The 20,988-nt window shown below is 38.1% G+C and carries 15 protein-coding genes and 1 other RNA gene; 11 read left to right on the top strand and 5 right to left on the bottom strand.

The window, feature by feature from the left end:
* Window positions 1–142: 142 nt before the first annotated feature.
* The 3 genes from AC07N0_RS21585 (at window position 143) to AC07N0_RS21575 (ending at window position 2,769) form a co-directional block, all read left to right on the top strand.
* Window positions 143–1,021 (top strand): helix-turn-helix domain-containing protein, encoded by an 879-nt coding sequence (locus AC07N0_RS21585; protein WP_494590950.1) that lies wholly within the window; start codon window positions 143–145, stop codon window positions 1,019–1,021.
* 85 nt (window positions 1,022–1,106) lie between these two features.
* Window positions 1,107–1,706, top strand: a complete 600-nt coding sequence (locus tag AC07N0_RS21580; protein ID WP_494590949.1) for a sugar O-acetyltransferase — start codon at window positions 1,107–1,109, stop codon at window positions 1,704–1,706.
* Between the two features lie 43 nt (window positions 1,707–1,749).
* Complete coding sequence (locus AC07N0_RS21575; RefSeq protein WP_494590948.1) at window positions 1,750–2,769, top strand: alpha/beta hydrolase; 1,020 nt, start codon at window positions 1,750–1,752, stop codon at window positions 2,767–2,769.
* Between the two features lie 230 nt (window positions 2,770–2,999).
* Here AC07N0_RS21575 and ssrA read toward each other — a convergent pair.
* Window positions 3,000–3,397: a transfer-messenger RNA gene (gene ssrA, locus AC07N0_RS21570) on the bottom strand.
* A gap of 260 nt (window positions 3,398–3,657) precedes the next feature.
* A complete protein-coding gene (locus tag AC07N0_RS21565) occupies window positions 3,658–5,688 on the bottom strand; it encodes a TonB-dependent receptor family protein (protein WP_494590947.1) in 2,031 nt (676 codons plus the stop codon).
* A 248-nt stretch (window positions 5,689–5,936) separates the two neighbouring features.
* Between AC07N0_RS21565 and AC07N0_RS21560 the strand changes: the two genes are divergently transcribed.
* Window positions 5,937–6,683 carry an MBL fold metallo-hydrolase gene (locus tag AC07N0_RS21560; protein WP_494590946.1) on the top strand — a complete coding sequence of 249 codons (747 nt, stop codon included), beginning with the start codon at window positions 5,937–5,939 and terminating at the stop codon, window positions 6,681–6,683.
* A 304-nt stretch (window positions 6,684–6,987) separates the two neighbouring features.
* On the opposite strand, the gene AC07N0_RS21555 is transcribed toward AC07N0_RS21560, so the two are convergent.
* Window positions 6,988–8,652: an alpha-L-fucosidase gene (locus AC07N0_RS21555; RefSeq protein ID WP_494590945.1), complete on the bottom strand. Its 1,665-nt coding sequence runs from the start codon at window positions 8,650–8,652 to the stop codon at window positions 6,988–6,990.
* Between the two features lie 249 nt (window positions 8,653–8,901).
* Between AC07N0_RS21555 and AC07N0_RS21550 the strand changes: the two genes are divergently transcribed.
* On the top strand, window positions 8,902–9,774 hold the full coding sequence (locus AC07N0_RS21550; protein WP_494590944.1) for a helix-turn-helix domain-containing protein: 873 nt from the start codon (window positions 8,902–8,904) through the stop codon (window positions 9,772–9,774).
* Window positions 9,775–10,459: 685 nt separating this feature from the next.
* The gene (locus tag AC07N0_RS21545) at window positions 10,460–11,530 is read left to right on the top strand and encodes an acyltransferase family protein (RefSeq protein ID WP_494590943.1); all 1,071 of its coding nucleotides are present in this window, start codon (window positions 10,460–10,462) and stop codon (window positions 11,528–11,530) included.
* A 219-nt stretch (window positions 11,531–11,749) separates the two neighbouring features.
* Here AC07N0_RS21545 and AC07N0_RS21540 read toward each other — a convergent pair whose 3' ends face one another.
* Entirely contained in the window at window positions 11,750–13,429 is a 1,680-nt protein-coding gene (locus AC07N0_RS21540) for a PHP domain-containing protein (RefSeq protein ID WP_494590942.1), read from the bottom strand.
* Between the two features lie 11 nt (window positions 13,430–13,440).
* Window positions 13,441–13,959 carry a DUF4494 domain-containing protein gene (locus AC07N0_RS21535; protein WP_309923434.1) on the bottom strand — a complete coding sequence of 173 codons (519 nt, stop codon included), beginning with the start codon at window positions 13,957–13,959 and terminating at the stop codon, window positions 13,441–13,443.
* Window positions 13,960–14,434: 475 nt separating this feature from the next.
* Between AC07N0_RS21535 and AC07N0_RS21530 the strand changes: the two genes are divergently transcribed.
* From AC07N0_RS21530 to AC07N0_RS21510, 5 genes are all read left to right on the top strand, one after another.
* Window positions 14,435–15,667: a hypothetical protein gene (locus AC07N0_RS21530; protein ID WP_494590941.1), complete on the top strand. Its 1,233-nt coding sequence runs from the start codon at window positions 14,435–14,437 to the stop codon at window positions 15,665–15,667.
* Window positions 15,668–15,830: 163 nt separating this feature from the next.
* On the top strand, window positions 15,831–17,456 hold the full coding sequence (locus AC07N0_RS21525) for a DUF8832 domain-containing protein (protein WP_494590939.1): 1,626 nt from the start codon (window positions 15,831–15,833) through the stop codon (window positions 17,454–17,456).
* Between the two features lie 318 nt (window positions 17,457–17,774).
* A complete protein-coding gene (gene fumC, locus AC07N0_RS21520; RefSeq protein ID WP_492802749.1) occupies window positions 17,775–19,178 on the top strand; it encodes a class II fumarate hydratase in 1,404 nt (467 codons plus the stop codon).
* Between the two features lie 181 nt (window positions 19,179–19,359).
* Window positions 19,360–20,097: a trypsin-like serine protease gene (locus tag AC07N0_RS21515; protein WP_494590938.1), complete on the top strand. Its 738-nt coding sequence runs from the start codon at window positions 19,360–19,362 to the stop codon at window positions 20,095–20,097.
* 91 nt (window positions 20,098–20,188) lie between these two features.
* The gene (locus AC07N0_RS21510) at window positions 20,189–20,719 is read left to right on the top strand and encodes a transposase (RefSeq protein ID WP_309923472.1); all 531 of its coding nucleotides are present in this window, start codon (window positions 20,189–20,191) and stop codon (window positions 20,717–20,719) included.
* The last annotated feature ends 269 nt before the right edge of the window (window positions 20,720–20,988 follow it).

Below are 20,988 nucleotides of genomic sequence, written 5' to 3'. Positions count from 1 at the left end.
AACAGCAACGCATTTGCCTCAATTTGTTGATGGATTTGTTGATGGAATAACACCAACAAAGGCAAAAAGGCGATGTATTGGTAATCGCTTTAAAAAACAAACACTTTGTATTTAGTAAGTTTGAATTTCTTAACTTTACTAGATGAATAAAAAAGTAGAACGTAGCGTTTCGGAATTTAATACCGAACTTAAACTGAAAGGGTTTAAAGCTTTTCAGTTAGAAGACGATAGCAATGCTACCCGCATATATAGCAGGAAGGATTTCTTTAAAATATGCCTAACAACAGGACATAGCAAAATTCATTATGCCGATAAAAGCTTTGACCAAGAAGGTACTATTTTATTTTTTGGCAATCCGCATATTCCGTATTCTTGGGAAACAATATCTACTCAGTATATAGGTTATACCTGTTTGTTTTCAGAAGAATTTTTAAAGCAATCTGAACGTTCAGAAAGTTTGAGTCAATCTCCTTTCTTTAAAATTGGTGGAACACCCGTCTTGAAAATTTCAGAGGAACAAAGGTTATTCCTAAATACTATTTTCCAAAAAATGATTGATGAGCAGCAAAGCAACTATGCCTATAAAGACGAGCTTATTCGCAACTACATCAATCTAATCATTCACGAAGCACTAAAGTTACAACCGTCTGAAAATTATCATCAACACAAAAACGGGACTTCACGGGTTACATCTGTTTTCCTTGAATTATTAGAGAGGCAATTTCCAATTGAGACTGGAGATAAACCCTTGCAGTTAAAAACAGCACAGGATTACGCTCAACATTTAAACATACACGTAAACTATCTGAATCGTGCTGTAAAAGAGGTTACAGGGAAATCTACGACTACCCATATTACCGAAAGAATTACAACAGAAGCTAAAGCACTATTGCAACATACTGATTGGAACATTTCTGAAATTGCCTATGCGCTGGGATTTGAGTACCCGACTTACTTCAATAACTTTTTCAAAAAAAATACTGGTACTAATCCAAAGTCATTAAGAGAAATAGAAGTTTGAAATTCTTAATTTTTGGTTTGATAACCTTTAACGGTAGCGCCATGAGGGGCAATATCTTTGCAAGAGCATATCAAACTCAATTAAGATGTTACATACAACTCATAACACTTCGGACAATCGACCCGAAAAATCCATCTTCGAAAGGGATAAGTCAGGTGAGGTCATTGCACTAGACGACCCCGACTATCCGGCACTCTTTAAGGTTATTCAAAAGGCAATTCACACTACTGCCAAACTGAATACGGTTGTTACAGATAATCTGCAAGAGATTAATACTATCTTCAGCGAGCTGATTGGCAAAAAGGTAGATGAAACCTTTTTTGTTATCCCTCCATTTTATACCGACTTTGGCGAGAATATAAGCATTGGCAAAAATGTATTTGTTAATCATGCCTGCACCTTTATGGATAGAGGTGGTATTACCCTTGAAGACAACGTATTGATTGGCCCCAAGGTAAACCTCATCACGACCAATCATCCTATCAATCCAGCTGAAAGACGAGCAACAATTTCAAAGCCCATATTAATTAAGAAAGGGGCTTGGATTGGTGTAGGAGCAACTATTTTGCCAGGAGTAACCATTGGCGAAAATTCGATAGTAGCTGCTGGGGCAGTGGTTTCTAAAGATGTTCCCGATAATGTAATTGTGGGGGGGATTCCTGCTAAAATACTAAAGACCATTTAACAAACAGCCATTTAAGAGAATGAAAAAAATACTTGCTCATACAATGATGATCCTAACAATAGCAGGGCAATCGTTCAGTCAAAACAACGTAAATACTACGAAAATGAATACAGCACCCAATCATTATACTTTTCAGTTAAGCGATAAAGTAACCCGACAAAAAGTACGTTTTAAAAATCGTTATGGGATCACGCTTGTAGGGGATTTATATCTTCCCAAAAATCAACATCAATTACTTTCAGCACTGGCCATTAGCGGGCCTTTTGGGGCAGTGAAAGAACAATCTTCTGGATTGTATGCCCAAACAATGGCCGAACATGGCTTTGCTACCTTGGCTTTTGACCCTTCTTATACGGGCGAAAGCAGTGGTGAGCCTCGAAATGTAGCCTCACCCGATATAAATACGGAGGATTTTAGTGCTGCGGTTGACTTTTTAGGCTTACAGAAAAATATAGACAGAAACAAAATTGGCATTATTGGGATCTGCGGTTTTGCAGGTTTTGCCTTAAATGCCACCGCCATAGATAAGCGAATTAAAGCTGTGGCTACAACAAGTATGTATGATATGACACGGGTGATGTCGAGAGGGTATAATGATGTAGTAACCGCTGAACAGCGCACCCAAAATCTTGAACATTTAGCACAACAGCGATGGAAAGATGCAGAGAACCAATCGTTTGCACCTTCGTCAAACAATTTGCCTGAGAAACTAACAGGTAGCGAGCCTCAGTTTGTAAAAGAGTATTTCGATTATTACAAAACTCCTCGCGGGTTTCATGTACGTTCGATTAATTCAAATGCATCATGGACGGCTACGAACCCGATGTCTTTTATGAATATGCCTATCCTGACATACATTAAAGAAATTTCACCGAGACCAATGCTTTTGATTGCTGGAGAAAATGCCCATTCTAGGTATTTTAGTGAAGATGCCTATAAAGCAGCTAACGAGCCAAAAGAGCTAATGATAATACCAACGGCTGTTCACGTTGATTTATATGATAGAATGGATAAAATTCCGTTTGATAAGCTAGTAATGTTTTTTAACAGTAATTTGAAATAGCTTATTTCATTATGGCTTTATGCGGTCGTTGGTGCCATTGTTGCTGTCGCCAATGTTGTTGGTGTTTGTTCACCAACAACATTGGCGACAGCAACGCATTTCGCTCGATTTGTTGGTGGAATAACACCAACAAAGGCAAGAAAGGCAAGATTTTACTGCCATTTTACTGCCATTTTATTCCTTCCAAAAACAAAAAAACCGCTTATACAATGTGTATAAGCGGTTTTTTTAAGTGGAGACGGAGAGATTCGAACTCTCGTCCAGACAAGGAACTCGATAGCTTTCTTCACGTTTAGTCTTGATTATTTTTTCGAGATAGGCAGGGTTCAAGCCAGACCTTAATCTATCCTTATCCTCTCTGTACTAAATGTTTGCTTAGAGAAATCACAACATTCGACTCTGCGTTTCGACACCCCGTATCCCAGCGGCAGAGTTTAGCCGAGTGGGGTGTGGCGAATAGCTCCAACTCCGTTGATAACTATCCAAAACGAAATCCCTTAAGGATTAAGCTGCCATGGCATACTGAGTATTGCCGGTTGTTTTTCGGACTAATTTTTAACAGGAGATCAGACCAACTCCCGACGTGCTTACCACCGACCTGCACAAGCTGTCAATACCGGTCGCCCCCATTTGTTCAATAAACATCAAATGAAAAATATTCGTTTCATTCTTTGGGATTGCGAAGTTAATATAATTTTTGAAGAATTTAGTGAAAAATATTTATCCTAAGATTAATGGAGAAAAAAGAATCAGCGGATTTTAAAATTACCCGCAGATGAACGGAGAAAAAAAACGCAGATTTGCGGAGAAAAATCAGCGAAAATCAGCGAAAAAAATCAGCGTTCATCTGCGGGTAATTTTTAAACTGACAAATGAACGCTGATTTTCTCAAATCCTCACACTAATTCCACCAAACAAGAATCTTCCCGAAGCGGGTTCAAAGTATCTATTCGCTGTGGCGTTGATTTGAACATTAGCATTATAAACAGTATTTGATAAATTATTGATACCCACAAAAGGCTCAAAGACTAAATGACCGATTGACTTACGATAGCCCAATCTGACATTGGCAGTAAAATAACCATCATTCGTAACGGTATTGGCATCATCGGCAAAGATTTTACTGATACTTCTTAACTGAGCAATCGTGAAAAATCCTGATTTGGTAAAGTACCTGAACTCTGCATAAATATTATGTTTCGGAATACCTGGTAAGGTATTTCCGTCGAATTTCCCTACAGTAGTCTGGTATTCTTTGTAAGCAAAAGCCGAGTAGGTATAGTTCAAATAAGTCGTTAACCCTGCCATTATTTTATAGGTGATACCCGCTTCTATGCCTTTGCGATTAGATAATCCTGCATTTCTAAAAAACGTTCTACCTGCTTGTCCTGCTAGTTGGTAAGGTACAATTTCGTCTTGCACTTCAATGGTAAACAAAGCTAAATCTACCCTTAGTTTTTTGTTTAAAATGCCTTTGTAACCTACCTCGAAATTTCTTGATTTTTGCGGACTTAACTCAGGGTTGAAACCTCCCGTGGCCTGTGGATTATTGGATAATTCATTCAAAGAGGGCGTTTCAAAACTACTTGAGAGGTTGGTATAAATGGATTGATTGGCACTAGGCGAAAATGAAAAGCCGAGCATCGGACTGAATCGCTGAAATGATTGTATAGCCGACTGGTCGCCATCGCTTTGAAATTTATCCGAAACCTTTAATTGAATATCATCAAAGCGAGTATTCAACGAAAGTCTAAATTTCGGACTGAACGTATATTCTTGCAAAATAAATGCTCCTACGTTGCTAAATTCTTCTATTTGGTCTAACCTCAGCGTACTTCTTTCTCCTTTTTTATTATCATATCTTTGTCGATTATCTTGCTGATTTTCAAGGTCGACACCTGCTTTTAGTCGGTATTTTTTATCGGTAAACTGATAGTTGAACCCTCCGCCCGAAAAATCTCTTTTAAAGACTATTTGTCCACTCGCTTCAAAAGCCTGCTGATTACTAAAATCTCTATTCAAATAAAATCCTCTTGCACTGATTTGGTGTTTTTCACCAATTTTTTGGTCATAAATCAAGGCAAATTTGGCTTGTTTAAAAGTCTCATAAGCGTTGTAATCCAAATTGGTCTGGCGAGCCTGCTGTCTGTTTTTATCAATTTCTGCTAGGGTCAATCCTCCTGGGTCTTCTGCTTTGGGGCTATCTACATAGCTCATCAAAACGGTCAGGTTTATTTTGTCTGAAAACTTATAAATCAATTTTCCATTCAAGAAATTACGCTCCAAAGCACTATGGTCACGATAACCCGTACTCGTGAGCCTAGAGGCATTGACGAAGTAGGTTACTTTCCCAATCTCCTGCCCCGTTTTAAATTGAAGACGCTGAAAACCAAAAGAGCCAAAAGTGCTTTGAACCTCCGCAAAAAACTGTTTCGGAGTTTCAGAAAAAAGGCTGATAACGCCCCCCGAAGCATTGCCATACAACCCTGCTGTAGGGCCTTTGATTACTTCTACACGTTCCATCAAGCCCATATCTAAATTACCTACTTTGGCAGTGCCGTCTGGGATAGATTCTGGAATACCATCCATCACTACCTTCAACCCACGAATACCGAAGGATGCCCTTGCTCCAAATCCTCGAATAGAAATGCGTAAATCCTGAGCAAAGTTTTCGGAGTTCATCGCAAAAACCCCAGGCACCGCTCCAAGGGCATCAAACATCGAAAGCTTGGATTGTCCTGTTTGTAAACGTGCTTGGTCGATAACGGAGACGGCCAGCGGAGTTTGAATATCTTTTCCTACAAAACGTGACGAGCTGATAACTACGGGTTGGAGTTCAGTAACTTTCAGGCTAGAGTCTGTCTGAGCCCATAAAGTAAATGTATTCAGCAACAGGATTATCGGTAAAAATCTTTTCATGGCAGAGTTTTTCAGAAAGATAACGCAAAAAGCCTAAAACTTTGGCAGGGCTTGAAGGTAAATAATAGCCTCAAAAAAGACGTTTGTTCTTACGGTTATCATTTATTGTATCTTTGTTTTCTCAAAAGGTAACTGTAAACGCCATCGTTATGTTTGCTAATTAGTATCCTAATAATTTCTTTTTGACTGATTAGGAATTATACAAGGGGCGTATATGTGGATGATAAATTGAATATTATTGTATAAAAATGGATATTATAGCATTGAACGAAGGCATTTATGCCGTTAATAAACAAAAGCAATTTACAAAGGTTACCCATGAAAATGCTGGACAGATAGATGCTAAAAGTTTGAAAATGGCAGTATGCCCGTTTTTGGTGATTACCAATAACGACGTTATTCTGCTAGATGCTGGCTTGGGCTTTTGGCAAGACAATCAGCCACAAATTATCTATCTGATAAAGCAAGCTGGGTATGAAGTCCACCAAATTACCAAAGTATTGCTTTCGCATTTGCACAAAGATCATCTTGAAGGCATTGGATATTTTAAAGACGATGTTTTTATTCAAAACTTTCCCGATGCTACCATTTATCTTCAGAAAGAAGAATTGGAATATGCCTTAACCCAACCAGATAATCCATCTTTTAACCAAGCCATTTTAGCGCAATTAGCGTTACTCCCTAATTTACATTTTTTAGACAATCATAAGGGACTTATAGACAACTATATTTCGTATGAAGTAACGGGCGGACATTCGCCTTTTCATCAGGTATTTTGGATTAAGGAAGACTCGGACCAAGCCTGGGACATTGTTTTTTATGGAGCAGACAACCTTCCGCAAGAGAGTTACCTAAGATTTCACCTAGCTTATAAAAGCGATTTTGATGGCAAAAAAGCAAAGGAACTTAGAGAACGATGGGAACAACAAGCCAAAGAAGAACATTGGTCAGTATTGCTTTATCATGATATTGAAAATAATATTTTGAAGTTTTAAAGGGGAGTATCTTTTCTCTTAGCAGGTGACTTAAGTCACCTGCTAAGAGAAAAGATAACAAAGCACATCTGAGCAAAACATTTAGCCACAATACGTGAACGTATTGCTGTCGCATATCTTGTTGCTGACAATACCAATAAGCGCGAGAAATCTTCAAAACCCTTTCTATTAGCGGGTGACTTAAGTCACCCGCTAATAGAAAGGGTTTTGCTAACAATCTTACTTTTGAAGAGAACAAGATGCATAATTCGGTTGGGCAACTGCTATTCTGTTTGAAAAACCATTTTACCATACCGATATCTACTCAACTAATCTTCAAAGCATTAGCATACGATTCCTCAGGCATTGATGTTGGGAAAAACACTTTAAGTCCCTCGTTAGTTTGTTCAAACTTTAATGCCTGCTGGGTCGATAATAACACTACCTGATTAATTTTTGATGAACGATACGGGCTGTTTGTTCCAAGACTTTTGATAAGCACCTCTCCTGTTGTTGGCCATCCCATCACCGTAGCAAACAGGTTTTCACCCTTTACTACAAACCGAATATCCTTATCTGTAAATGGCTTGCCTTTGCCTTCATTAAAGCCCTGAGCACTTAATGCCGCCGCTCCTTCTTGGGCAGGACCTTCACCAAATATTTTCCAAGGACGTGTGCCATAGATACTATCTCCATTCGCCCTCATCCATACGCCTATGTCTTCCACAATCTTTCTTTCTAGTTCATCGATAGAGCCATCGCCACGCAAAGGAATATTTAACATCAGGTTACCATTTTTACTGACTACATCAATCAATGTATGAATAACTGTTTTGGCTGATTTATAACCCTTACGGTCGTAGAGTCCACGATTATAGTGCCAGTCGCCAATACAAGTATCGGTTTGCCAAGTAAATGGCTCAATGCTGTTGCTTTGTCCTCTTTCTATGTCCCAGATGATGGCTTTCCGTTGGTTTTCATCCAAGATTTTACCATTAATTACCCCTGTTAGTTTGCCCTTATCTTTAATGCTTTTATTATATAAGTGTGCAGTAATTCGCAAGCCAACATCGCTAATAGGCCACATAGGCAATTGTGAATCATCAAAATACACAAGGTCTGGACTGTATTTATTGATTAAATCTATCGTCCTGTTATAAAACTTCTCGATATAAGCTTGGGTAGGAACAGCCACGCCATTGCCCCAATGCCACTGCTTGTGTATCATCCCATTGTCCAGACTATTTTCGCTCAACGGATGGTTTTGGGCGTATAGCTCCTGAGGGTCTAACCCTTCCCACCATTTTCCTTTACCATCTTGCTTAGTAAGTTTACCATCATAAGGTACACCAGCGTAAGACCCGTTTTTATCAGCCCTTTGTGCAGTTTCAAACCAACTCCACGCATGGGCGGCGTGTACACTTACTCCAAATGGCAAACTATTTTTCTTGGCTGCTTTTGCCCAGCCACCAATGATGTCCTTCTTAGGTCCCACCTTCGTAGCGTTCCAGTTTTTCTGATATTTACTATCATAGAGATCAAGGTTATCGTGGTGATTCGCCAAGGCCATAAAATACTGCGCACCACAGTTTTTATAAAGCGACACTAATTCTTCGGGATTCCACTGCTCGGCTTTCCAAACGTTAATGACGTCTTTGAATCCGAAAACCGAAGGGTGTCCATATTTTTCAAGATGGTACTTATATTTTTTGCTCCCTTCCATATACATCTCTCGGGCGTACCAGTCGCCTGCCTCTGCCTGACATTGCGGTCCCCAGTGTGCCCACATTCCAAATTTTGCATCACGGAACCAATCGGGTGTCTGGTAACTTTGAAGAGATTCCCACGTAGGTTTAAATGGACCAGAAGTGATAGGTTCTAACCCTTTGTGGTTTTCAGAGAAAGGCAAGATATTGTTAGCAAAGCTTTTGGATGCCAAAAGACTAGGTATCCCTAAGGCAAGACCTTGGAGAAGTTTTCTTCGATTCATGTTAAATGTTTTTTCGGTTTAATCTTGTTTTACTTGATACCTACAAATTTATCAGCTACGAATTGTTATTTTTTTGTATAAATTTGACAGATTTTTGCACAATTCCGACTATTGCTTTTCAAAACCTGATAGGGTATGACATGACTTTGTGGGTGAAGTCGTCTAATCATTCTTATTCTTAAAGGGAACAGGAGCGTATAAACATATCGGGTAGCCGATTCATCATTAAATCTAAAGTGTATTGCGAAAATGTTAATTAGAAACTATTTTTCTTTACTGAATGTAGACTACGTTAAACTAGATACTAGCTGGAACTTCAACAATGTAATCAGTCCCTATTATCGTTTATACTATATTGATGGTGGAGAAGGGACGATTTCAAACGCAGAAGGAACGATTCACTTAAAAGCGGGGCATCTGTACCTTATTCCTAGTTTTACACTGTGTAACCTTACCTGTAACAATTTTCTGAGCCAATATTTTATCCAGTTTTTTGAAGAATCCCCAGATGGTTTATCGCTGTTTACGCATTCCAGAACAGTGATGGAATTAGAGGTAACTGCGACCGACATTGCTAATTTTCATCGGATTTTAGCCATTAATCCTGGGCGAGGCATCAATAGGTCAGACAACCCGAAGGTATATGAAAAAGACATTTTTTATAAGGAATACCAACAGTTGAACAACCTACAGAGTATTTCAATTCGCTATGAAACTCAAGGGATCCTGTTTCAATTGATTGCACGATTCCTTGCTCCACCTGCTTTCAAATACAATCAAATAGATGTTACTCCATCTGTCATTATGGATGCCATTAGTTATATCCAACTTAATATCAATCAGCAGCTTTCGGTCAGTCAACTAGCCAATCGTGCCAATTTGAACGTAGATTATTTTTCAAGGATATTTCATCAAAGTTTGGGTAAAAGCCCTATCAAGTATATTCTTGAAAAACGAATAGAGCGCGCCCAATACCTTATCACCACGACCAACAAACAGTTTATCGATATCGCTCAGGATACAGGCTTTGATAACCTACAATATTTCTCAAGGATTTTTAAAAGAATCACAGGGTTGACACCTGGGGAATATAGAAATCAGAGTTGGAAGATGGGATTTTAGACTGGAGGACTTTAGGATTGTCAGACTTTAGGATTTGAAGATATTAGACACAAGATTGAAGATATAAGATGTGATTGCCTAAAAATCTCTGCAAATCAGCGTATCAAATCAGCGAAAATCTGCGGGTTAAAAAGGTATAAGATTTAAGGATGCAAAACAGCTAAGCCTTATTGATATTTAGCTCATAAAAGAGTAATAAGAAACAAAATCCCACAGCTTTTAAAAGAGCAAAAAGATTTTTATTGTCAATTTTCTACTCCAACAATAAAACTCAAAAATGCATTATTTCACGTTAAAATATAAGGTATTCTGTAAGATAAAGTCAATATTAATGGTTTATAATATGTATTATTTTACAGCAATTTGCCATAAAACAATACAATATCAAGAAAATATATACTAAAAACACTTATCGTTCTTAAAAGAATAGGTTTTCCAGTTTTTCTTTTATATTTGTTGAGTCTTGCAATAAAATAATAATAAATAGTTCAAAAATATGAAGTTGATAGTGAATTAAAATATCAACAATTTAGCCTATAAGTTCCTTTTCGTTAGGAGTATTTCCCGCTACATAAAAAATTAGATTCAATTCTCAAGACCGCTAATAGATTTAGCAACACGTAATAATTGATGGCATCAATTATTCATTATCGCTAAACACTATAAAATAACACATATTTAAACTATGAGACTAGAACAGTTAACATTTACAAGGTTTTTGGCAGCAATTTCTATTGTTGTATTCCATTATGGCAAGGATATTTTCCCATTTAATCATGTTACAATAGATTTTTTATTCAGACAAGCTAATATAGGAGTAAGTTATTTTTTCATCCTCTCGGGATTTGTAATGATTATTGCATACGGCAATAAAGAAAAGATTGAATTTGGAGATTATATCAAAAAAAGGTTTGCACGAATTTATCCTGTATATTTCTTAGCCATATTAATACTCTTAGCCTCTTTAGTGTTTCGACATAAACCAATTGATTATGAAGGATTAATACTAAATATTATATTAATTCAAACTTATATTCCTGGATATGCATTATCATTTAATTCCCCAGGATGGTCTCTATCGGTAGAGATGTTTTTTTATGCTACTTTCCCTTTTATCTTTAACTTTTTCTATAAAAAATATCCTCTTAATAAAGTAGTCATTCCAATTTTTGTTTTCTTTACTATTAGCCAAATCGCTTTTCATGCGTTGAGATATTCTTCTTTTTATGATGGCGCTGGTACAGAAAGTCATGAATTCTTATACTATTTTCCATTGATGCATTTAAGTGAGTTTTTAATAGGAAATATTGCAGGGATATATTTTTTGCAGGGAGTTAAAGAAAGAAACTATGATTTGCATATTATCGGGCTAACCATATTATTGTCAATTCTCTTGAAATTCAACATTGGTATCAATTACCATAATGGCATGTTAGCATTCATTTTCATTCCATTAATAATACTGATTTCTGCCAATAATGGCGTACTAACAAAAATATCAAACAATAAAGTTTTGGTGTTTTTAGGAGAAATAAGCTATAGTATCTATATCCTGCAAGTACCAATATTCATTTGGGCTGGTGGCATTATTCAATACCTTAATATAGAAAATCCAGCTGTGATTTTTTATTTAAGTTTAATCATTTTAATAGTATTTTCTGGGCTTAGTTATACCTATTTTGAAACTCCGCTAAGAAAAATAATCAACAAAAAGCGTGTAAAACTTTCTCTAAGTAGCGTTAAGGAAAGTGTTTAATATCAAGGTTTGTAGTTAATCACTCCAACTTTATCAGGAAAACGGGATGAGTTATGCCAGATTAGTGGCACAGCTCATCCCGTTTTTTTGTTAGGATTTGATGGCTGATATTTCAGGCATGATGCCTGTTAATAGTCGTCACTCGTAAAATACGAGCGACTGCGTTTCTTTACTTTTAGGGCGTGACTTAAGTCACGCCCTAAAAGTAAAGACTGAATATTACTTCTTTAAATAAGCCTCTATTTCTTGTAAACTCAACGTATTAAACGTCATATCAGTAGTTAGTCCCCCTTTGCGAGCTACCGCTACGCCATAGTGCATATCAAAATAACCCTCCATTTCATGGGCATCGGGATTGATGGATAATTTTACGCCTTTTTCTAAAGCATATTGTATCCACCGCCAATCTAAATCTAAACGATAGGGACTAGCATTGATTTCTATCACTACGTTGTTAGCAGCACAGGCATCTATCATCTTCTGATAGTCTACAGGATAACCCGCTCTTGATAACAACAGTCTGCCCGTCGGGTGTCCCAAAATAGTAGTATAAGGATTTTCGATAGCCGCTATTAGCCTCGACATCGCTTTTTCTTCCGTCATTTTTAGGTTTTGATGGATAGAAGCCACGATATAATCAAAACTCTGGAGTACATCATCGGGATAGTCTAAAGAACCATCGCCCAAAATATCAGACTCTATCCCTTTCAAGATTTTAAAAGGGCGGTCGGTCATCAAAGCATATTGTTGATTCAGGCGGTCTATTTCGGCATGTTGCTCAAAAATCCTTTCTTCCGAAAGTCCTTTGGCATAAGATGCCGTTTTAGAGTGGTCGGCGATACCTAAATATTCAAAACCCAATTCACGACAGTAATCTGCCATTTCTTTTAGCGTATGTCTGCCGTCTGAATAGGTAGAATGATTATGCAAAATACCTTTTAGGGCATCCCACGTAATCAATTCCTCATTCTGATGCTTTTGAACCCAATCAAACTCGAAATTGCCCTCACGCATTTCGGGAATGATATAAGGTACATTCACGCTGGCATAAATGGCTTCTTCCGACTCAAAGCTTTGTTTTTGAACCGTCTTTAATAAATGCTGAGTAGCCAAATGTTTGGGCGAAGCCGAATAGATAAACACTTGGTTGACAAACTGAGCTGGTGAACAAATCAATATTTCAATATCGATGCCTTTGCCTTCAAAATGTCCACGCCAAGCAAATGGCGACGACGATTTTTCGTCTTGTTGTAGCGTCGGTAAGGTATTGATAAATTGCTGCACTTCCCAAGGTTTATCATGCCCCACTACTAGCTGAATGCTTTCTACGATTTCGTTTTTGCGTCTGACATCACCTACGATTGACACCTGTTCGAAATGTCCTTCTAGTTCGTCGAATAATACTTGAGCCAACTCTTCTCCTTTCTCCATCCGAAGTTTCCCTGTATTCGACTGTGCGTACAAGATAGATTCTTTGATGGTATTTTGGATTTTCTCACCGAAGCCCTTCAATTTTGCTACATGACCGTTTTCACAAGCTATCAACAATTCGCGAGTATCGGTAATATTGAGTTCTTTCCAAATCGCCCGTACTTTTTTGGGGCCAATGCCTTTGATGGCAAGCATCTCCAACACACCTTCGGGCGTCCGAGCCAACAATTCAGAAAGCTCTTGGCTAGTACCCGTGCGGGCGATTTCCTCAATTTTTGTCGCAATACTTTTCCCAACACTTGGCAAGGTTGATAATTGAGCTACCGACATATTGAGTAAATCTTCGGTAGTTTTATCCAAAGCACGCACTGCAAAACCAAGGTTTTTGATTTTGAATTCGTTTTCGTCGTGTAATTCAAGCAGCTTTACCGTCAGTTCAAGTAAGGCGACAATTTCTTCGTTATTCATTAAGCTTTCATTTATGATTGATTCGCTTGATCTGCCAATTGGCTTTCCTGTTCGGCCAATACTTCGGCTACGGGTCTGAAATTACCTTTTTTCAGTAGCTCGTTTTCAGGAACATACGGACACACCTCTAAAATAGTAGTAATGTTGATATCTGTAATCAGATAATCGTTTAAATTTCCTAAGTTTTTTACCAAAGCCTCGTACACCTCTTTTGGGTTTTCAGCATTGATTAACATCATGTGTGGTACTTTCTTTTCTTTTTGTGTTTTTTCGTCGAAAGTGATGTATTGTACTTTGGCTTTATACCAGATTTCTGAGCCATTTTCTTCAAAGAAAACTTCACTCAGCTTCATTTTAGCCAAATTAATCAACTGAAAGTCAGGTGTATTACTTGCCACTACTTCAAACATCCTAGCTTCTGCTTCGGTATATGAAACGGCATCTACCAAGTATGCCTCATTGATTGTTTTTAAAGAACCCGCTTCGTCTTCACGTTGGTAACGTATTTTACCTAAATACCAAGTTGCCATATTTTGTTTTTTATAGATTGATAGAAACACAAGCGATTTTGCTCGGTTAATACTATAATATATGATTAATAATGTCTATCTGAATCTACTCCTTTTAAATATGATATTTAGTTTCGTAAGACCTTACTTTTCTTGTCTTGACACAAGAAAAGTAACAAAAGAAAGTCAAGAAATTCCAAACTCGCTCCGCTCAAACAGTGGAATTTCACTGAATGCTTACGCCAGAATATTTAACAAAAGAAGATCATCAAATAATTGTTAAAATAATACGATACTAATAATAAGTAACCGTTTCACAAAACTATCAAGACTTCTGGAGTAATACAATTGCTTGTCAATAACTTCTTGCAACCCTTTTATGCTTTTTGGCATCTAGGATATTAAACAATTTGTCAGACTCCCTGATTATCTTGGTTTTATTCATTAATTTAGTTACCTATTTTCAATAAAATCTCTTCAAAATTTATTTAACAATATGGAATCAACAAGCGTTTTTAATCCTGCTGTGCACACCCAGCAAAGTAAAACAAGTTTTGCTAGCCTCCTTTTGGGTATTCCTATGTATGTATATGTGGTAGCTATTTGTTCGTGCTTGGTTATCAGTGGCATCCTATGGGATATTGCGTGGCACATGACGATAGGAAGAGACGGACTGTTCTCTGCTCCACACAATTTAATTTACATCGGTGCTGCCTTTGCAGGTATTATCTCAGGTTTTCAGGTACTCAAAACTTCGTTTTGGGGTAATGCTGCTGAAAAAGGTAAGATGGTTAACTTCTGGGGTATTTTTTATAGCTCTTTGGGCGGAATGCTCTGTATTTGGGGAGGTTTTGCCGCGGGTACATCTGCTCCTTTTGACGACTGGTGGCATAATACTTATGGACTAGACGTTCAGATTTTCTCACCTCCACATACTGTTTTATTATTGGGTTTGATTGCCATTCAAATCGGTGCCATGATTATGGTGTTAGCGATTTTGAACAGAAAAGAAAAAATAGCGCGTTTAAGTACCGAACAAAACAAAGCCCGCATAATTCGTTTACGTTGGATTTTTATTTTTACCGCAGGCATGGTATTTGCGACAGCCTATACGTTTATGTTTGAATTTCTGGGCAGATGGAATATGCACGGTGCTTTGTTTTACCAAATAGGTGCGGCATTGTTTCCGATGTTAATCATTGCTTTTTCTCGTGCTTCTGATACCAAATGGGGTGCTACTTATTCAGCCTTGATTTATATGGTTTATTATATCGCCATCAACGCTACTCTCAGAATCTTTCCAGCCGAGCCTCTATTGGGGCCAATCGCCAACCCTGTTACCAATTATCAAACGACGGCATTTCCTTTATTATTGATTTTCCCAGCGTTAGTCATTGATATCATAAAAGTAAAATTCGCGAGCCAAGACGATTGGGTATTGGCCACTTTAATGGGCTTTGGTTTCCTCGCCACTTTCTTAATTATTCAGTATCCAGCAGGTAATTTCTTATTAGAATCACCTTATGCCCGCAACTGGTTTTTCCAATCAGACGCATGGTCGTATAGCAGTGATGCCGACTGGCAATATCGTTATAAATTTGCTCCTTGGGATGTTACCACAGGCGTATCTGCATGGGCTACTGGCGGTGGAGTGGCTTTGGTACTTGGTATTTTATCTGCTAAAGTAGGTTTAATGTGGGGTAAATGGATGCAGAAAGTGCAGCGGTAGATTTATAGCTTTGAGTTTTGAGCAATGAGCTTTCAGCTTATTAAGTAGCAATGCAAATAGAAAGAATACCTCGTAGCGGTAACCGCTACGGGGTTTATCAGGTTTATCATAAAAAATATTTTGGATATATTCTTAATTCTTTACCTGCCTTAAAAACATAACTATGAAAAGAAATATTTTAAACAGTTTATTCCTACTGCTTTCTTTATGCATTACCTACCGAAGCCATGCCCACATCGGTAGCTCGGGCGTTGTTTATGAAGGCAATGCGGGTAAATATGCGTTGCAAGTATACGTACAACCGCCAGATGTAATTCCAGGAACGGCCAAAGTAACGGTGATTACCGATGGTAATGATATTCAGAAAGTACATATTAAGCCCATTTATTACTGGTTTGGTGACGAAGGATCTCCTCGCTCAGACGAAGCTTTTCCCGTAGCCAATCAGGCAGGACGCTACGAAGGTCAAATCTGGTTGATGAACTCAGGTGCCGCCAGTGTGCAAGTAGAGATTACGGGCAACCGTGGCAAAGGTACCATGATTGTCCCTATCGTGGCCATTGCTACTGCCAAACGTGACATGGCACCGTCGCTGGGTTGGATGTTGGCAGGATTGGGTTTGCTGTTGGTGGGTCTGCTAACTACCATCATCGGAGCCAGTACGAGCGACAGCTTACAGGCTGTAGGCGAAAGTAGTAATGACACTACTATTAAAAAGAGAGTCAGAGGTTCAGTAATTGGAGCAAGTTTTTGTGGCGTTTTGCTTTTTGTCGGAAATAACTGGTGGGACGGATTGACCAACGACTATAAAAGAGAGCTATACCAACCTTACACTGCCAACACCAAAGTGGTAGAAGAAAATGGAATATCGGTATTGAAATTACAGATTGATAGCAATTCTGTAAAAAGACGTTGGCTAAGTTACGCCATTCCTGACCACGGCAAACTGATGCACTTGTTTTTAATTAGACAAGGGACGATGGATGTATTTGCTCATTTACATCCTACCCGAAAAGATACGTTAAACTTTGAAGCCCAAATGCCCGACTTGCCTGCGGGTAAGTATTTGTTGTATGCAGATGTGATGCGCCTCCAAGGGTCGCAATATACCATTGCAGATACGGTTGAAATCACGAAACAAATTGTAAGTGGTCATGCGACAAGTCCTTTAAAAGACCCCTATGATGCCTATGCCATTACTAATCCGTTGAATACTAAAGAGGCTACCGTAAAAAGTGACCTGATAACTATTTGCGGTACGCCTGGGGTAAAAACTAAATTACAGGATGGCTCAAGTATCGTGTGGGAAGCTGACCCTAAAAAGCCGTTAATGACGGGGCAATTCTATGATTTAAAGTTCAGTATCGTAAGTCCCGATGGAACAAAAGCCCAGCTTGAACCCTATTTAGGCATGATGGGGCATGCGGCTGTCGTCAAAGATGATGGTTCGGTATATATTCATTTGCATCCTACGGGAACGGTTTCTTCAACGTCGGTAGCTGTGATGCAAAAAAGATTGGATGAAACATCTACCAAACCGATTTTCTTGCCAACAACCGCTTTTAAAGATAGCGTAGATAAAATCATGACGAAGTTAAGTGTTATGTCAGAAGCTGAAAGAGATAATTTTCTGATGCCTGATATGTTACATAGTACCAACAAAAGTGAACATCATAATACAGTAAACTTCCCTTATGTATTCCCACAGGCTGGAAACTATAGAATTTGGCTACAAGTAAAAAGAAATGGTAAAATCCTGACGGGTACTTTTGATGCGAAAGTGATTTAGGGTTTAAGGCTATCGGATGTTAGCTTTCGGTCATCGGATTTTTACTTTCACTGATGGCATGACTTTGAGTCATGCCATCAGTAATACACCGAAAGCTGATACCCGATGACCGACAGCCAATAGCCCGACACCCGATGCCCCAAAGCTGACGACCGATACCCCGCAACAGATAGCCAACATATATTTACCACAAAAAAATCAAAAAAACATCCTACGTTTCCTTTTCATTTCTACCTTTGCAGTCAAGTTTAATCAGGAGTAACCTTGTTGGAAACAAGCAGGGGTATTCGCTAATTCTCATATTTTCAAAAGGTAGAAATGGAATACAGAATAGAAAAAGACACGATGGGCAAGGTACAAGTGCCTGCCAATGTTTACTGGGGAGCTCAAACGCAACGTTCAATCATGAACTTTCCTATTGCTCAAGACATCAACAAGATGCCTAAAGAAATTATCCGTGCGTTTGCCTATTTGAAAAAAGCGGCAGCTATCACCAATTTCGAGGCTGGTGTATTGGCAGAAGATAAGAAAAACCTTATCGGACAAGTATGTGATGAAATCTTGGAAGGCAAGTTGGACGACCAATTTCCTTTGGTAGTTTGGCAAACTGGTTCGGGAACACAGTCGAATATGAACTGTAACGAAGTTGTTGCTTACAGAGCCCACGTAATTAACGGTGGAGATTTGTTGGATGAAACAAAATACATTCACCCGAACGATGATGTAAACAAATCGCAGTCGTCTAACGATACTTTCCCAACGGCGATGCACATTGCGGCATACAAGATTTTGGTAGAAGTAACTATTCCGGGCATCACCAAATTGCGTAATACGCTAGATGCTAAAGCAAAAGAATTTAAGGATGTAGTAAAGATTGGTCGTACCCACTTTATGGATGCTACGCCTTTGACTTTAGGACAAGAATTCTCGGGTTATGTTTCTCAGCTTGACCACGGTTTGCGTGCTATTAACAATACGTTAGCTCACCTTTCTGAATTAGCCTTGGGTGGTACTGCTGTAGGTACGGGTATCAATACGCCAAAAGGATATTCTGAAAACGTAGCAAAACATATTGCTGACCTAACGGGCTTACCATTTATTACAGCTGAAAATAAATTTGAAGCCTTGGCTGCACACGATGCTATCGTGGAGGCTCACGGAGCATTGAAAACTGTAGCGGTTAGCTTAATGAAAATCGGTAACGATGTTCGTATGCTTTCGTCGGGACCACGTTCGGGTATTGGTGAAATTTATATTCCCGACAACGAGCCGGGTTCATCTATCATGCCTGGTAAAGTTAACCCAACACAGTGCGAAGCGATGACGATGGTGTCGGCACAGGTAATGGGTAACGACGTAGCAATCGGTATTGGCGGTTCGATGGGTCATTTTGAATTGAACGTTTTCAAACCTGTTATGATTTTCAACTTCCTTCACTCTGCTCGTCTGATTGGCGATGTGTGTGTGGCATTTAATGATAAATGTGCGGAAGGTATCCAGCCATTACACGAAAATATCAAGAAACACGTAAACAACTCGTTGATGTTGGTAACGGCTTTGAACACTAAGATTGGTTATTATAAATCGGCTGAGATTGCTCAGACTGCTCATAAAAATGGCTCAACTTTAAAGGAAACTGCTATTGCTTTAGGTTACTTAACAGCAGAAGAATTTGACGCTTGGGTGAAACCAGAAGAAATGGTTGGTGATATTAATGTATAGTTTTTTTGGCTGTAGGCTTTAGGCTGTAAGCAATAAGCTGTGCTATTTTTTAACAAAGTCCGTCTTAATGATGGACTTTGTTGTTTTTATTGAGTTACCTCATATAAATATTTTAATGTAATACATAAAATTTAGCATTAAATTTACACTTTGTAATCTAACATCTCTCTAACAAAATAACATGAATCTAAGATACTTATTTGCCTGCATTATTCTCTTTACCAATACTTGCTTTAGCCAAGAAACAACATCTACCAAGGTTTTCGACCAAACAGCGTTACTCAACAAAATAACATTTTACAATCCAAAATACGACCAGCCAAAATTCAGTTGTGGTTTTCTATTAAAATACAATAACGAGACTTTTGCTGTTACCGCTAAACACGTATTACAAATCATCAAGCCAGATGAAATGAAAACCCTTTCTTTAGGAAACTTCATAAAAAGCTGGTCACTATTTCCTTTAGACCAACCCAATGAGGTTGTGAATACTGATGCGCTATTGAATGAAAGTAAAGACGAGTCATTGTCAGATAAAGCATCACTCAATGAAGACTGGCTACTTTTTTCTATCAAATCAAACTTATCCAAAACCAAAGTATTAGAAATAAGAACTACGCCGCTTGTTCAGGGAGAAAAGCTTTATGTAATTGGCTGGACCAGAAAAATGGAAACAGGCAAACAAAGAGTTTATGAATTTGAATATTTCAAAACGCTTAATAATCGTATATTGCTTAAGGACATTATTGTCCCAGAAAAATTTGGAGGATTAAGCGGTGCACCTTTAGTAGACGAGCAAGGCTACGTGGTTGGCATTGTATCTAATGGGACGGTTGACCCAGAGTCAAATAAAAGATATTTTTCTCCTTGTGCATTAGATGGACTTATTACTTTTATCAAGAAGTATCAAGGGAAGTAATTGTTAAGTAGTAAATAGTGAATGGTTCGCCTTCGCCGTTGTTCGTGTCTCCACGAACAACTCTAAGAAAATTTACAAAACTCAATTAGTTATGCAATATTCGAGTATGCAAATAGGTGTCCCATATTTTTACACCGCCACCATTTTAAATTGGCAAAAATTATTAAAGCCTGATAAGTATAAGGATATTATTATCAGCAGCTTACAGTATTTAGTAGCTCAACAAAAAATTAAAGTATTTGCATTTGTTATTATGCCAAATCACATCCATCTAATTTGGACAATGTTAGCTAAAAATGGGAAAGAGATGCCAAATGCTAGTTTTATGAAATATACAGGACACAGATTTTTAGAAGATTTATCATTAAATCATCCGAAAGTCTTATCCTATTTTGAAGTAGAATCTGCCAATCGTAAATATCATTTTTGGCAAAGAAATAGTCTTCCAATTGCTTTGTATTCACCAACTGTTTGGCAACAAAAAATTGACTATATCCACAATAACCCTATCGTTGAAAAATGGAGTTTAGCTGATTTACCTGAAAACTATAGATATTCCTCAGCCAAATTTTATGAACATACGATAGATGAATTTGGAATATTAAGCCATTGGCAAGAGTAATTCAGATTAGCAACTTAACGAGAAAATTGTTCGTGGTGACACGAACAATAGCGAAGGCCTTAGGCGTCTATACTCATGGCATGACTTTAAATTAATTTGATAATAAACAAATCATCTGTCAGTCATGCCATGAGTTGGAATTAATTTATGAGTCAGAATAAAAAACTTCAAATCCGAACGCTATGCTGAATAAATATTACAACATATTCCTTTCTGGAGTCCTTGTGTTAATTTTTTCCTTTAATAGTTTCAGCAATTCCCCAAAACCA

The organism is Arcicella sp. GW821-FHT09D11 (assembly GCF_059416265.1).
The sequence above is the reverse complement of the archived record's forward strand: the minus strand, read 5'-3'. Positions and strand labels throughout refer to the sequence as shown.

Bases quoted from the DNA above. Each gene is read 5' to 3' on its own strand.
- AC07N0_RS21550 (WP_494590944.1), top strand. From the start codon at position 8,902: ATGTTAATTAGAAACTATTTTTCTTTACTGAATGTAGACTACGTTAAA.
- AC07N0_RS21510 (WP_309923472.1), top strand. From the start codon at position 20,189: ATGCAATATTCGAGTATGCAAATAGGTGTCCCATATTTTTACACCGCC.
- fumC (WP_492802749.1), top strand. From the start codon at position 17,775: ATGGAATACAGAATAGAAAAAGACACGATGGGCAAGGTACAAGTGCCT.
- AC07N0_RS21535 (WP_309923434.1), bottom strand. From the start codon at position 13,959: ATGGCAACTTGGTATTTAGGTAAAATACGTTACCAACGTGAAGACGAA.
- AC07N0_RS21515 (WP_494590938.1), top strand. From the start codon at position 19,360: ATGAATCTAAGATACTTATTTGCCTGCATTATTCTCTTTACCAATACT.
- AC07N0_RS21540 (WP_494590942.1), bottom strand. From the start codon at position 13,429: ATGAATAACGAAGAAATTGTCGCCTTACTTGAACTGACGGTAAAGCTG.
- AC07N0_RS21585 (WP_494590950.1), top strand. From the start codon at position 143: ATGAATAAAAAAGTAGAACGTAGCGTTTCGGAATTTAATACCGAACTT.
- AC07N0_RS21575 (WP_494590948.1), top strand. From the start codon at position 1,750: ATGATGATCCTAACAATAGCAGGGCAATCGTTCAGTCAAAACAACGTA.
- AC07N0_RS21555 (WP_494590945.1), bottom strand. From the start codon at position 8,652: ATGAATCGAAGAAAACTTCTCCAAGGTCTTGCCTTAGGGATACCTAGT.
- AC07N0_RS21525 (WP_494590939.1), top strand. From the start codon at position 15,831: ATGAAAAGAAATATTTTAAACAGTTTATTCCTACTGCTTTCTTTATGC.
- AC07N0_RS21565 (WP_494590947.1), bottom strand. From the start codon at position 5,688: ATGAAAAGATTTTTACCGATAATCCTGTTGCTGAATACATTTACTTTA.
- AC07N0_RS21580 (WP_494590949.1), top strand. From the start codon at position 1,107: ATGTTACATACAACTCATAACACTTCGGACAATCGACCCGAAAAATCC.
- AC07N0_RS21560 (WP_494590946.1), top strand. From the start codon at position 5,937: ATGGATATTATAGCATTGAACGAAGGCATTTATGCCGTTAATAAACAA.
- AC07N0_RS21530 (WP_494590941.1), top strand. From the start codon at position 14,435: ATGGAATCAACAAGCGTTTTTAATCCTGCTGTGCACACCCAGCAAAGT.
- AC07N0_RS21545 (WP_494590943.1), top strand. From the start codon at position 10,460: ATGAGACTAGAACAGTTAACATTTACAAGGTTTTTGGCAGCAATTTCT.